At 61.9% G+C, this 12,760-nt stretch carries 12 protein-coding genes; 4 read left to right on the forward strand and 8 right to left on the reverse strand.

Annotation, left to right across the window (positions count from 1 at the left end):
• Positions 1-324 precede the first annotated feature (324 nt).
• Positions 325-1,398, reverse strand: coding sequence for a sensor domain-containing diguanylate cyclase (locus tag PspS34_RS12070; protein WP_150814560.1), 1,074 nt, complete (start codon positions 1,396-1,398; stop codon positions 325-327).
• A gap of 173 nt (positions 1,399-1,571) precedes the next feature.
• Between PspS34_RS12070 and PspS34_RS12075 the strand changes: the two genes are divergently transcribed.
• The gene (locus PspS34_RS12075; RefSeq protein ID WP_057715221.1) at positions 1,572-1,910 is read left to right on the forward strand and encodes an FKBP-type peptidyl-prolyl cis-trans isomerase; all 339 of its coding nucleotides are present in this window, start codon (positions 1,572-1,574) and stop codon (positions 1,908-1,910) included.
• 3 nt (positions 1,911-1,913) lie between these two features.
• Here the strand turns inward: PspS34_RS12075 and PspS34_RS12080 are convergent, their stop codons facing one another.
• Positions 1,914-2,945 carry a D-cysteine desulfhydrase family protein gene (locus PspS34_RS12080; RefSeq protein ID WP_159389799.1) on the reverse strand — a complete coding sequence of 344 codons (1,032 nt, stop codon included), beginning with the start codon at positions 2,943-2,945 and terminating at the stop codon, positions 1,914-1,916.
• 260 nt (positions 2,946-3,205) lie between these two features.
• Here PspS34_RS12080 and PspS34_RS12085 point away from each other — a divergent pair, with 260 nt between their 5' ends.
• Positions 3,206-3,481: a metal/formaldehyde-sensitive transcriptional repressor gene (locus tag PspS34_RS12085; RefSeq protein WP_057715220.1), complete on the forward strand. Its 276-nt coding sequence runs from the start codon at positions 3,206-3,208 to the stop codon at positions 3,479-3,481.
• Between the two features lie 13 nt (positions 3,482-3,494).
• Positions 3,495-4,415 carry a CDF family Co(II)/Ni(II) efflux transporter DmeF gene (gene dmeF / locus PspS34_RS12090; protein WP_150814561.1) on the forward strand — a complete coding sequence of 307 codons (921 nt, stop codon included), beginning with the start codon at positions 3,495-3,497 and terminating at the stop codon, positions 4,413-4,415.
• An 11-nt stretch (positions 4,416-4,426) separates the two neighbouring features.
• On the opposite strand, the gene PspS34_RS12095 is transcribed toward dmeF, so the two are convergent.
• Positions 4,427-5,536 (reverse strand): cytochrome P450, encoded by a 1,110-nt coding sequence (locus PspS34_RS12095; RefSeq protein WP_159389800.1) that lies wholly within the window; start codon positions 5,534-5,536, stop codon positions 4,427-4,429.
• Positions 5,537-5,614: 78 nt separating this feature from the next.
• Here PspS34_RS12095 and PspS34_RS12100 point away from each other — a divergent pair, with 78 nt between their 5' ends.
• Positions 5,615-6,379, forward strand: a complete 765-nt coding sequence (locus PspS34_RS12100) for a helix-turn-helix transcriptional regulator (RefSeq protein WP_159389801.1) — start codon at positions 5,615-5,617, stop codon at positions 6,377-6,379.
• 159 nt (positions 6,380-6,538) lie between these two features.
• On the opposite strand, the gene PspS34_RS12105 is transcribed toward PspS34_RS12100, so the two are convergent.
• From PspS34_RS12105 to PspS34_RS12125, 5 genes are all read right to left on the reverse strand, one after another.
• A complete protein-coding gene (locus tag PspS34_RS12105; protein WP_053158498.1) occupies positions 6,539-7,558 on the reverse strand; it encodes a branched-chain amino acid aminotransferase in 1,020 nt (339 codons plus the stop codon).
• Positions 7,559-7,800: 242 nt separating this feature from the next.
• The gene (lpdA, locus tag PspS34_RS12110) at positions 7,801-9,183 is read right to left on the reverse strand and encodes a dihydrolipoyl dehydrogenase (RefSeq protein WP_057715215.1); all 1,383 of its coding nucleotides are present in this window, start codon (positions 9,181-9,183) and stop codon (positions 7,801-7,803) included.
• Between the two features lie 3 nt (positions 9,184-9,186).
• Positions 9,187-10,464: a dihydrolipoamide acetyltransferase family protein gene (locus tag PspS34_RS12115; RefSeq protein ID WP_159389802.1), complete on the reverse strand. Its 1,278-nt coding sequence runs from the start codon at positions 10,462-10,464 to the stop codon at positions 9,187-9,189.
• On the reverse strand, positions 10,465-11,523 hold the full coding sequence (locus PspS34_RS12120) for an alpha-ketoacid dehydrogenase subunit beta (RefSeq protein WP_007988197.1): 1,059 nt from the start codon (positions 11,521-11,523) through the stop codon (positions 10,465-10,467).
• Position 11,524: 1 nt separating this feature from the next.
• Positions 11,525-12,760, reverse strand: coding sequence for a 3-methyl-2-oxobutanoate dehydrogenase (2-methylpropanoyl-transferring) subunit alpha (locus tag PspS34_RS12125; protein WP_154860167.1), 1,236 nt, complete (start codon positions 12,758-12,760; stop codon positions 11,525-11,527).

Consider the following 12,760-nt stretch of genomic DNA (forward strand, 5'->3'; position numbering starts at 1 on the left):
CCGTCGGGCCATGGATGAGGAAGATACTGAGTAATAAGTAAGTTGTTTCAAAATGTGTCTTTTTGGTGAAGTGTAGGGTGGGGATATTCCTCAAACTAGGTGGTAAACACCCGGTTGAGTGGGTGTAGTCCCCCATTTATGGGAGTGGCGGCCCTGTTTCACCAACCGCTAGGGACTGCTTGCTCTGGGGCGACATGAATTCACAAAGGACCTGGCACACGGTTCTTGTTGGGGCGGATAGTGGAGCAGGGGCATCGATAGGTTAATTGCATTGTTGGTATGCATTGATGCGCGAAGTGGATCAAGGCATTCAAGGACGAAGCGCTATTCGCTGTGTGCCCGCACCAGGCTCTCGGTGCCCAACCGATACTGATTGTTCCCGCTGCGCTTGGCCTCATACATCGCCAGGTCGGCAATGTGCAGCAAGCGGTCGATGCTCGGCGCATGATCTGGGAACACGGCGACGCCGAGGCTGGTGCCGATGTGGCGCTGGTCGTTGCCGAGGGTGACGGGTGGGGAGAGTTCGACGAAAATTTTCTGGCAGATCGTGCGCGCTTCGTCTTGCAGGCTTTTGCCTTGGGGCAGGTCCTGGAGGATGACCACGAATTCGTCGCCGCCGATCCGGGCGACGGTGTCGGTGCCGTGCAGGATGCGCTTAAGCCGCGTGGCGGTCGTGACCAGCACGCGGTCGCCGGCCGCATGCCCATAGCGGTCGTTGATGGCCTTGAAGCCATTGAGGTCGACAAACACCAGCGCCACCCGCGTGGCACTGGTGCGCGCCAACTCCAGGGCTTCGGACAGGCGCTCTTCGAGCACCAGGCGATTGGGCAGGCCGGTCAACGGGTCGTAATGGGCCAGGTGCTTGAGGTAGTTGGCCGAGGCCTTTTCTTCGGTGATGTCGCGCACAACGCCCATCATCTTGATCGTTTCGTCGTGGTCGTTCTTGACCACGTTGCCGGTTTCCCGCAGCCAGCGGATCGTTCCGTCGGGCCACACCACGCGGTATTCCTCATCATGGTTTTCGCCGGTTTCCAGGCAACGCAGCTCGCCGGCCCGAACCCTGAGCCGGTCTTCCGGATGCACGCAGGAACAGAACAGGGCGTAAGAGGGCGCCACTTCGCCGATCTTGAAGCCGAACATGCCGAAAATGGCATCTGACCAGTACAACCGGTCGGTGTCGACATCCCAGTCCCAGGTGCCGATACGAGCGAAATACTGGCTGCGCTTGAAGCGCTCGGCGTCGTCATCCTTGTGGATGTTCTGGCCTTCGGACAGGCTATTGATGATCGCGCGATACTCCGCCAGTTGCTTTTGCAGATAGCGTTCGCGCCAAGCCAGCACGACGATCAGGCTGAGCGTCATTGAACCAAGGAGGACGCTGGTCCAGAGCAGGATCATTCGGGGGTGGCCATCAGGGCGGAGAACCGTACGGGTAATTGTTGATTATTTTAGTTCAGCAAACCGCTTTAAACGTCGCGCGCGGAGGCGGCAATGGTTGCCAATCGAGGACAAATCTGGGAAAACGGCGCGCATCAGGCCCTTGAGGGCGAGTGAGCATACGAGTGAAATCAATGAATGACGAGCTTCAGGTAATCGATCTTCAGGTGGGTGACGGAAAAGCCGCCGTAAAAGGCGCACTGATCACCACCCAGTACCGTGGCTGGCTGGAGGACGGGACCGAATTCGACTCTTCGTACAGTCGTGGCAAACCCTTCCAGTGCGTGATCGGCACCGGGCGGGTCATCAAGGGCTGGGACCAGGGCATCATGGGCATGCAGGTCGGCGGCAAGCGCAAGTTGCTGGTGCCGGCGCACCTGGCCTATGGCGAACGCACCATGGGCAAGATCACGCCGAATTCGAACCTGATCTTCGAAATCGAATTGCTGGAAGTGCTGACGCGGGATGATTGACCGTCAGGCCTGAAACGTTTCCCGGTACGCATACAGGCCGGGTGTTCCGCCGGTCATGATGAACAGCACATTGTCCCCGGGGACGAAGCGCCCTTGCTGCAGGTCGGTCAGCAATCCGGCAAACGCCTTGCCGGAGTACACCGGGTCGACCAGCAGGCCTTCGGCACGCGCCATCAGGCGTACCGGGTCTTGCATGGCGGCGGTTGGCAGCCCATAGCCGGTACCCAGCTGGCTGCCGTCAATCACCAGCTCATCAGCCCGCACCTCGGCGCTACTGCCCAATAGCGCCAATGTTTCGCGGGTCAGTTGCAGGGTTCTCGCCGCTGATGAGTCCTGGTCGGACAACACCGAGAACGACTTGACCACGGACATACTCCGGCCCAGCAACCGGAAACCCGCCGCGAGCCCGGCATGCGTGCCGGCGCTGCCATTGGGTACCACCACTTGATTGAACCTGAGTTGCAGTTCGGCCTCTTGTTGGGCGATCTCCGCTGCGCAGCGGGCATAACCGAGGCTGCCCAGGGGCGTCGAGCCACCGGTTGGCAGCACCATGACCTTGTGCCCGGAGTCTCGAAGCTGCGCCGCCCTGGCCTCGGCTTTGGCCAGTGAGTCGGTACCGCCGGCAAACACCTGCATCTTCGCGCCGAACAACTGGTCGAGCAGCACATTGCCATTGAGCTCGTAATCCACCTCGGCCTTGGCCACGGCCCGGGTCAGGAACAGCTCGCAGGCGATGCCCAGCCGGGCGCACACTGCTGCGGTCAGACGGGCATGATTGGACTGGATGCCGCCCACGGTAATGATCGTATCGATTCCGGCTTGCAGTGCTGCGCCGATGTGGAATTCAAGCTTGCGCAGCTTGTTGCCGCCCGCGCCGATCAACATATGGTCGTCGCGTTTGAGAAACAGGCCGATACCCTGCTTGTCGAGGCCCAGCAGCTGTTCGAGTCGCGCAGCCCGCTGAATGGGCATGGGACCTTGCAGCAGGTCTGCCCGCGCAAAAACACTCAGTGACTTGTCCAGTTGGGTTTGCATCGATCGAACCTCGTTGTTCACCATGATCCTGGTGACTCTATGGAGAAAGGCCGGCGGGATAAACGCACTGCCCGTCATGACTGTTTTAACCCGGTGTAACTAATCCAGCCGGGCAGCAGGGGTGTTGAACCCAAGCGTTCAGCGGCCAACCGGCCGGCGAAAATCGATGTCACGCCAAACCGACCGTCATCGGGTTGTGCCTTGCCAGGCTCCGCACTATCGGCGACCATAGGTGCCATATAGGGGTAGGGGGTATAGGTATGGCACACATTCACGAACACAAGGATGACTTGATCAAGCGGGTGCGGCGGATTGCCGGGCAGGTGGAAGCCGTGGAGCGAGCGCTTGAGTCCGATGCCGATTGCGCCAAGACCCTGCATCTGGTGGCCGCCATCCGGGGCGCGGTCAATGGTCTGCTGGAGCAGTTCATCGACGCCCATGCCCGCGAGCACGTGGCCCATCCGGACCTGAGCGATGAAGATCGCGCCCAGGGCGTGGAAGACCTGTTGCTGGCCATCCGTCGTTATGCCAAATAGAGGCCTGAATTCCATGACACTGACACCACAGGCTTCGCGCTTTTCTCACGACCATGTTTTTCTCGGCGCATCCCATGATGAAAACGCCCGACGCACCTTATGGGTGGTGGCGCTGACGTTTGTGATGATGATTGGCGAAATTGCCGCCGGTTACATCACCGGTTCCATGGCGCTGCTGGCCGATGGTTTTCACATGGCCACCCATGCCGGGGCCTTGGGCATCGCGGCGGCGGCCTATGGGTTTGCACGGCGCAATGCCAACAACGCGCGTTACAGCTTCGGCACCGGCAAGGTCGGGGATCTCGCGGGTTTTGCCTCGGCCATGGTGCTGGGGCTGGTGGCGATCGGCATTGCCGGTGAATCCGTTTATCGCCTGTTTCAGCCAACGACCGTGGCATTCACCGAAGCGACGGTGATTGCAGTGGTGGGGCTGGCGGTGAACATCGCCAGTGCCTTTTTGCTGGCGGGCGACCACGGCCATCATGGCCACAGCCATGAGCACGGCCATCATCACCATCACGACAACAACCTGCGCTCGGCCTATGTCCATGTGCTGGCCGATGCCTTGACTTCGGTGCTGGCGATCGCCGCGTTGCTGGCGGGGCGCTATCTGGGATGGGTGTGGCTGGACCCGGTGATGGGCATTGTGGGCGCCATCGTGATCGCGAAATGGGCCGTTGCATTGATGCGTGACAGCGCAGCGGTGTTGCTCGATGTCACGGATACACACGTCGCCGACGAGATTCGTGAACTGCTGGAGTCGTCGGACGATGTGCGCATCAGCGATCTGCATGTCTGGCAGGTCGGCCCCCAGGCGCGGGCCGCGATTGTCAGCGTTGTGGCGGCGGCCAATGTCAGTGCCGACACCATTCGCGAGCGCCTGGCGCCGGTCCATGAACTGTCCCACCTGACCGTCGAACTCCGCGTTGCTTGAACGGCTTTCGGTCATTCACGGAACAGTGGAATCCGTCCATTCGTGGAGGGGCGGTATTCCCGCTTCAGATGGTCCAGTGTCGGCCTCATCGCCAGAAGCTGCTTGAGCGTAGCGCTGGCAATGCTCAACGCCAGCCGTTGCCCCGGACATTGATGGCGCCCCGCGCCGAAGGTGAAGCTGCGCCGGTTCGGGCGGTCGAGCAGGAAGGTGTCGGGGTTGTCGTTGAGCTGGGGGTCGCGATTGGCCGAGGCCAGCAGCACCAGGATCACGTCTGCGGCGTTCAGCCTCACCCCGTCAATTTCGCAGGGGGCGGCGACGAAGCGGCGGGTGTTCTGTACCGGCGGGTCGAAGCGCTGTACTTCGGCCAGCAGGTCTTCGACCGGGGGTGATTCGCTGCGCAACGACGGATGTTGAATCAATGCCAGCACGGCGTTGCCGATCAGCCCGGCAGTGGCCTCGAAGGTCTGGGAGAACAGGCCGATCAGGTTGGCGATCAGGGTTTGCGGCGCGCCGCAGGCGAAGCGCTGGCCGATACCTGCAAGCAAAGGGCTGTGGTTGTACGGATCGTCGAGCAATTCGATGAAATAACCGCTCAATTGTTCGGCGGCAGCGTGGGCGGCGGTCAATTGTGCCGCGTCACTCAAGGGCGACAGGCAGGCGACGAAATCCGCCGTCAACTCGCTGATGGCGCGGCCCTGAGCCGGGGTGAACCCCAACAACGCCGCCACCACGCAAACCGGTCCGCGAAACATGGCGTTGTACAGGCCAGCGGCATCGGCGGTCATCAATCGGGCGCTGACCAGGGCCTCGACTTCCCGCGCATCGATCAACTCCAGCCCCGGCACAATCGCCGACCGTGGGCAACGCTGGCGTTCACCTTCATTCATGCGCATCAATTGGCCGAACACCTGGCCGGCCATGCCGTCGGCGATCGCCTTGGGGACTGGCTCCTGCGCGGGGCGAACGTGGCAATCGGGATGCGCCAGCACGGCGGCCACCGCCCGGGCGCTGCTGGCCACCCACATGTTCAGCCCCGGATGAAAAGCCAGCCCACCGTCGGCACGCAGTTGTGCGTAGTAGGGATAAGGATCGGCATGGGTCGCAGCGATGATCGGGTCCATGGGCACAGCCTTTGGTTGTTGGAAAGTGTTGCTACTATCTCCAGTCCGAAAGGGCATTGATTCGTCCGGGAGCGAAATATGAGCGCAGAACAACACGACATCGGCGTCTCGCAGGTGGCGGCAGCCATCGCTGAGCCGGCGCGGACGAAAATCCTTTGTTCGCTGATGGACGGCCATGCCCGCACCAGCACCGAACTGGCGGCGGTGGCCGAAGTCAGCGCGTCGACCGCCAGTGCCCACCTGGCCAAGCTCAAGGAGCTGGCGCTGGTGCGGCTGCACGTTCAGGGGCGTCATCGCTATTACAGCCTGGCGGACAAACGCGTGGCCCAGGCCCTGGAGGCCCTGATGGTGATCGGCCAGAACACCGCGCCGAGCTTCCGGGCACGGACCCCGGATCGCCTGCAATTTGCCCGCACCTGTTACGACCACATGGCGGGAACCCTGGCCGTGCTACTGCATGACCGGATGCTTGAAGCGGGCTGGCTTGAGGAAACCGACGAACAGGCCTATCGCTTGAGCGACAGCGGTACGGCAATGTTTCAAGGGCTCGGGATCGAGACGCAGGACTTGAGCACCTTGCGCCGTCGTTTCGCCTGTCCGTGCCTGGACTGGAGCATGCGTCGGCCACATCTGGGTGGGTCGCTGGGCGCGGCGTTGCTGCAAACGGCGCTCAAGCGCAAGTGGGTGACCCAGGATCTGGACAGTCGGGCGTTGGCGTTGACGGCGTTGGGGCGCAAGGAGTTTGGAACGCGGTTTGGAATCGGGTTGCCGTTGGTGGTTGAGGGTAATGTCAACGTTTCGCAAATTGCCGCAGGTTCGGCGGAGTTCTGGAACATTCGCTGACTGACGAGCGTGTATTCCGGTTGTTTCTGTGTTGAATGCAATGCCGTCATCGCGAGCAAGCTCGCTCCCACTGGGGAGTGGTGGGTTCGTCAGTACTATGCAAACAAAAAGCCCCCCATCGGTCACCCGATGGGGGGCTTTTGTGCGTCTGGCGTCAGGTCAAACCTTGACGATCCAGCCCGCTGGCGCTTCGATGTCGCCGGTTTGCACACCGGTCAGCTCTTTGTAGAGCTTCTGGGTGACCGGGCCGACTTCGGTTTCGCTGTGGAACACGTGCAGGTGGTCGTTGTAGTCGATGCCGCCAATCGGCGTGATCACCGCGGCAGTACCGCAAGCACCGGCTTCCTTGAAGTCGGAGAGCTTGTCGATGAACACGTCGCCTTCAACCACTTCCAGACCCAGGCGGGTCTTGGCCAGCTCGATCAGCGACAGACGGGTGATACCCGGCAGTACCGATGGCGAGTTCGGGGTCACGAACTTGTTGTCGTGGGTGATCCCGAAGAAGTTGGCCGAACCGACTTCCTCGATCTTGGTGTGGGTCATCGGATCCAGGTAGATGGCGTCGGCGAAGTGGGCTTTCTTGGCCTTGGAGCCGGGCATCAGGCTGGCGGCATAGTTGCCACCGACCTTGGCGGCACCGGTGCCTTGTGGCGCGGCGCGGTCGTAGCTGGAAATCTGGAAGTTGTGCGGGGTCAGGCCGCCCTTGAAGTAGGCGCCAACCGGAATGCAGAAGATCGAGAAGATGAACTCGGGTGCAGTGCGCACACCGATGTTATCACCCACGCCGATCACGAACGGGCGCAGGTAGAGCGCGCCGCCGGTGCCGTACGGCGGAATGAAACGCTCGTTGGCGCGGACCACTTCCTTGCAGGCTTCGATGAATTGCTCGGTTTCCACCTGCGGCATCAGCAGGCGGGCGCAGCTGCGCTGCATGCGCAGGGCGTTCTGGTCCGGGCGGAACAGGTTGATCGAGCCGTCCTTGCAACGATAGGCCTTCATGCCTTCGAAGCATTGCTGGCCATAGTGAAGGGCAGTGGAGCCTTCGCTGATGTGCAGCACGTTATCTTCGGTCAGGGTGCCTTTGTCCCACTCGCCATTGCGAAAGTACGACAGATAGCGCTTGTCGGTCTTGATGTAGTCAAAACCCAGCTTGTCCCAATTGATGCTTTCGTTACCCATGACACCCTCTATCACTGAACAACCGTCGAAACGGTTCAAGGCTTCTGACGTTTTTTGGATGGGGACAACAATACTTCATTCTTGGGCTGTTTCGCAGCCCGGACTATCGGATGACGGACAGATAATTCGCGTTGACCTTGAGAATTCGCGAGCAAGCCCGCTCCCACAGGGGAATGCATTCCAAATGTGGGAGCGGGCTTGCTCGCGAAGAGGCCATCACAGCCGCCATCAATCGCTCTGAATCACAGATGCAATGCGTGGCCAAGGGCCCGCAACGCCGCTTCCTGCACCGCCTCACCCAAGGTCGGGTGTGCATGGATGGTGCCGCCGATGTCTTCCAGCCGCGCGCCCATCTCCAGGCTCTGGGCAAACGCCGTGGACAGCTCCGACACGCCGACGCCCACCGCCTGCCAGCCGACAATCACATGATTATCCCGACGAGCGACCACCCGCACGAAGCCGCTTTTCGACTCCAGGGTCATCGCCCGGCCATTGGCGGCGAACGGGAAGCTCGACACGATGCAGTCCCAACCTGCGGCCTTGGCCTCGTCCGGGGTCTTGCCGACCACCACCAGTTCCGGGTCGGTGAAGCACACGGCGGCGATGGCGGTCGGGTTGAACTCGCGGGTTTTACCGCTGATCAGCTCGGCCACCATCTCGCCCTGGGCCATGGCCCGGTGCGCGAGCATCGGTTCGCCGCTCAGGTCACCGATGGCATACACGTTGCGCATGCTGGTCTGGCAGCGGTTGTCGATCTTGATCGAGGAACCATTCATGTCCAGGTTCAGCGCTTCGAGGTTCCAGCCCTGGGTGTTCGGCTTGCGACCGACGGCCACCAGTACCTGGTCGGTTTCCAGGTTCAGGGTCTCGCCGTTCGGGGCAAGTACTTGCAAGGTATTGTTAGAAGAATCAAAGCCTTGCACGCTATGTTTCAAGTAAAGCTTCACACCGAGTTTTTTCAGTTCGTCGTGCACCGGCTGAGTCAGTTCGGCGTCGTAGGCCGGCAGGATGCGTTCCTGCGCTTCCACCACGCTGACCTCGGCGCCGAGCTTGCGATAGGCAATGCCCAACTCCAGACCGATGTAACCACCGCCGACCACAATCAAGCGCTTGGGCACGGATGTCGGCGCCAGAGCCTCGGTGGACGAGATGATCGGCCCGCCAATCGGCAGCATTGGCAGGTTGACGCTTTTGGAGCCGGTGGCCAGCACCAGGTGTTCACACTGGATACGTGTGTCGCCAACTTCGACGGTTTTGCCGTCAACCACTTTGGCCCAGCCTTGAACCACCTGGACCTTGTTCTTTTTCAGCAGCGCCGCGACGCCGGTGGTCAGGCGATCGACGATGCCGTCTTTCCATTCCACGCTCTTGCCGATGTCCAGGGTGGGCGCCGAAACGCTGATGCCCAGGGCCGAATGCTGGCTGTGGTGTTGCGTTTGATGGAACTGCTCAGCGACGTGAATCAGTGCCTTGGACGGAATGCAGCCAATGTTCAGGCAAGTGCCGCCCAGGGATTGGCCTTCCACCAGGATGGTCGGGATGCCCAGTTGGCCGGCACGGATCGCCGTCACATAACCGCCGGGGCCGCCGCCGATGATCAGCAGCGTGGTATTGAGGGTCTGCATGACTTACTCCACAAACAAGGTCGCGGGTTGTTCGAGCAAGCCACGGATGGCCTGGATGAAGAGCGCCGCGTCCATGCCGTCGACCACGCGGTGATCGAAGGAGCTGGAGAGGTTCATCATCTTGCGGATCACGATCTGGCCTTTGATCACCATTGGCCGTTCGACGATCTTGTTCACGCCGACTATCGCCACTTCCGGCAGGTTCAGCACCGGGGTGCTGACGATGCCGCCCAAGGCGCCAAGGCTGGTCAGGGTGATGGTCGAGCCGGACAACTCGTCGCGGCTGGCCTTGCCGTTACGGGCGGCAGTGGCCAAACGGGAGATTTCAGCGGCGCTGTCCCACAGGCTGCGGGCTTCGGCGTGACGCACCACCGGCACCATCAAACCGATATCCGCCTGGGTGGCGATGCCGACATGCACCGCGCCGAGGCGGGTGATGACCTGGGCTTCGTCGTCGTAGCGGGCGTTGATCTGCGGGAAATCACGCAGGGCGACGACCAGGGCGCGGACCAGGAACGGCAGCAAAGTCAGCTTGCCGCGAGTCGCGCCATGTTTTTCGTTGAGGTGCGCGCGCAGCTCTTCCACGGCAGTGACGTCGATTTCTTCGACATAACTGAAGTGGGCAGCGCGCTGGGTGGCGTCCTGCATGCGCTGGGCAATCTTGCGACGCATGCCGATTACCGGGATCTGCTGTTCATCAGTGCGCTGGGCATAAGCGGCGGGGGCCGGTGCCGAAGCGTTCGACTGACCCTGGGCCAGATAGGCTTCGAGGTCGTCGTGCAGAATCCGTCCGGCGGGGCCGGTGCCACGCACCAGGCGCAATTGAATGCCGAGGTCCAGCGCATGCTTGCGCACGGCCGGGGAGGCCAGCGGACGCTCATCGGCCTCGCGAGCAACCATCGGGCCTTGGCATACGGCAGCTTTCGGCGCCGGGGCAGTGACCGGTTTGCTTTCAACCACGGTTTCGACTTTCGTTGCTGCAACCGGTGCTTCTTTAACAACAGGTGCCGGTTGCGCCGATTCCTTAACGTTGCCCGCGCCTTCGACTTCAATGCTGATCAGCACACTGCCGACCGCCATGACTTCGCCCGGCTGGCCACCGAGGGCAATGACCTTGCCATGCACCGGCGACGGGATATCGACCATCGCCTTGTCGGTCATCACATCGGCCAGCACCTGATCTTCGACGACCATGTCGCCGACCTTGACGTGCCATACCGACAATTCAACTTCTGCAATGCCTTCACCAATGTCCGGCATTTTAATGACGTGCGTGCCCATTCAGACCTCCATGACCCGTTTCAACGCCGCGCCCACTCGGGACGGCCCTGGGAAATACGCCCACTCTTGCGCGTGCGGGTAGGGGGTGTCCCAACCGGTGACGCGTTCGATCGGCGCTTCCAGGTAGTGGAAGCAGTGCTCTTGCACCAGCGCCGTCAGTTCGGCGCCGAAGCCGCAAGTGCGGGTGGCTTCGTGAACGATCACGCAGCGACCGGTTTTCTTCACCGACTTGGTGATGGTTTCCAGGTCCAGCGGCCACAGGCTGCGCAGGTCGATGACTTCGGCATCCACGCCGCTTTCTTCAGCGGCCACTTGCGACACGTAGACGGTGGTGCCGTAGGTCAGCACCGTGACGTCCTTGCCCGGACGGGCGATAGCGGCAACGTCCAGCGGTACGGTGTAGTAACCGTCCGGAACCTGTGCGGCGGGGTGTTTCGACCACGGGGTAACCGGGCGTTCGTGGTGGCCGTCGAAAGGACCGTTGTACAGTCGTTTCGGCTCCAGGAAGATCACCGGGTCATCGTTTTCGATGGAGGCGATCAGCAGGCCTTTGGCGTCGTAGGGGTTGGACGGCATGACGGTGCGCAGACCGCATACCTGAGTGAAGAGTGCCTCGATGCTCTGGCTGTGGGTCTGGCCGCCGTAGATGCCGCCGCCGCAGGGCATGCGCAGGGTCATCGGCGCGGTGAACTCGCCGGCCGAGCGATAACGCAGGCGCGCGGCTTCGGAAATGATCTGGTCGTAGGCCGGGTAGACGTAGTCGGCGAACTGGATCTCCACCACCGGGCGCAGACCGTAGGCGCCCATGCCCACGGCGGTGCCGACGATACCGCTTTCAGAGATCGGCGCGTCGAACACTCGCGAGGTGCCGTACTTGGCTTGCAGGCCTTCGGTGCAGCGGAACACGCCGCCGAAGTAGCCCACGTCCTGGCCGAAGACCACGACGTTGTCGTCACGTTCAAGCATCACATCCATGGCCGAGCGCAGGGCCTGGATCATGGTCATGGTGGTCGTGGTCATGGCGGTTTCCAGCTCGATATTGTTGTTGTGATCGTTCATGTCAGATCCCCAACTCTTGACGCTGGCGCTTCAAGTGCTCCGGCATCTCTTTGTAGACGTCTTCGAACATGGTCGCGGCGCTCGGAATCTGGCCGCCGGCAAGGGTGCCGTACTGTTCGGCTTCTTTCTGTGCGGCGATCACTTGGGCTTCGAGCTCGGCGCTGACGGCGGTGTGTTCCTCTTCGGACCACTGGCCGATCTTGATCAGGTGCTGCTTGAGGCGCGCAATCGGATCGCCCAGCGGGAAGTGGCTCCAGTCATCGGCCGGACGGTACTTGGACGGATCATCGGAGGTCGAGTGCGGGCCGGCGCGGTAGGTGACCCACTCGATCATGGTCGGGCCGAGGTTGCGCCGCGCACGTTCGGCAGCCCAGGCGGAGGCGGCGTAGACCGCGTAGAAATCGTTGCCGTCGACCCGCAGGGAGGCAATGCCGCAACCGACGCCACGACCAGCGAAGGTGGTGGCTTCACCACCGGCAATCGCCTGGAAGGTGGAGATCGCCCACTGGTTGTTGACCACGTTGAGGATCACCGGCGCGCGGTACACGTGGGCGAACGTCAGGGCGGTGTGGAAGTCCGACTCGGCGGTGGCGCCGTCGCCGATCCACGCCGAAGCGATTTTGGTGTCGCCCTTGATCGCCGAGGCCATGCCCCAGCCCACGGCTTGCACGAACTGGGTGGCGAGGTTGCCGGAGATGGTGAAGAAACCGGAGTCCTTGACCGAGTACATGATGGGCAACTGACGGCCCTTGAGCGGATCGCGCTCGTTGGACAGCAGCTGGCAGATCAGGTCGACCAGCGGTACGTCGCGGGCCATCAGGATGCTTTGCTGGCGGTAGGTCGGGAAGCACATGTCGTCGATGTTCAGGGCCAGGGCCTGGGCGCTGCCGATGGCTTCTTCGCCAAGGCTCTGCATGTAGAACGACATCTTTTTCTGACGCTGGGCGACCACCATGCGGTTGTCGTAGATGCGGGTCTTGAGCATGGCGCGCATGCCCTTGCGCAGGATCTCCACCGGTACGTTTTCGGCCCATGGGCCGAGGGCATTGCCCTGGTCGTCGAGCACGCGGATCAGGCCACGGGCCAGGTCAGCCGTGTCAGCCGGTTCAACGTCGATTGGGGGTTTGCGCACCGTGCCGGCATCGGTCAGATGCAGGTAGGAGAAGTCGGTTTTACAGCCGGGACGGCCCGAGGGTTCGGGGACGTGCAGGCGCAGCGGTTCATACGCTTGGGTCAT

The sequence above is a fragment of the Pseudomonas sp. S34 genome (genome assembly GCF_009866745.1).
GTDB classification, from domain to species: Bacteria; Pseudomonadota; Gammaproteobacteria; order Pseudomonadales; family Pseudomonadaceae; genus Aquipseudomonas; species Aquipseudomonas jessenii.

Excerpts from the sequence above, each read along its gene's own strand:
- PspS34_RS12100 (WP_159389801.1), top strand. The coding sequence starts at position 5,615 with ATGAGCGCAGAACAACACGACATCGGCGTCTCGCAGGTGGCGGCAGCC.
- PspS34_RS12095 (WP_159389800.1), bottom strand. The coding sequence starts at position 5,536 with ATGGACCCGATCATCGCTGCGACCCATGCCGATCCTTATCCCTACTAC.
- PspS34_RS12105 (WP_053158498.1), bottom strand. The coding sequence starts at position 7,558 with ATGGGTAACGAAAGCATCAATTGGGACAAGCTGGGTTTTGACTACATC.
- PspS34_RS12080 (WP_159389799.1), bottom strand. The coding sequence starts at position 2,945 with ATGCAAACCCAACTGGACAAGTCACTGAGTGTTTTTGCGCGGGCAGAC.
- PspS34_RS12120 (WP_007988197.1), bottom strand. The coding sequence starts at position 11,523 with ATGAACGATCACAACAACAATATCGAGCTGGAAACCGCCATGACCACG.
- dmeF (WP_150814561.1), top strand. The coding sequence starts at position 3,495 with ATGACACTGACACCACAGGCTTCGCGCTTTTCTCACGACCATGTTTTT.
- PspS34_RS12125 (WP_154860167.1), bottom strand. The coding sequence starts at position 12,760 with ATGACCCAAGCGTATGAACCGCTGCGCCTGCACGTCCCCGAACCCTCG.
- PspS34_RS12085 (WP_057715220.1), top strand. The coding sequence starts at position 3,206 with ATGGCACACATTCACGAACACAAGGATGACTTGATCAAGCGGGTGCGG.
- lpdA (WP_057715215.1), bottom strand. The coding sequence starts at position 9,183 with ATGCAGACCCTCAATACCACGCTGCTGATCATCGGCGGCGGCCCCGGC.
- PspS34_RS12115 (WP_159389802.1), bottom strand. The coding sequence starts at position 10,464 with ATGGGCACGCACGTCATTAAAATGCCGGACATTGGTGAAGGCATTGCA.
- PspS34_RS12070 (WP_150814560.1), bottom strand. The coding sequence starts at position 1,398 with ATGATCCTGCTCTGGACCAGCGTCCTCCTTGGTTCAATGACGCTCAGC.
- PspS34_RS12075 (WP_057715221.1), top strand. The coding sequence starts at position 1,572 with ATGAATGACGAGCTTCAGGTAATCGATCTTCAGGTGGGTGACGGAAAA.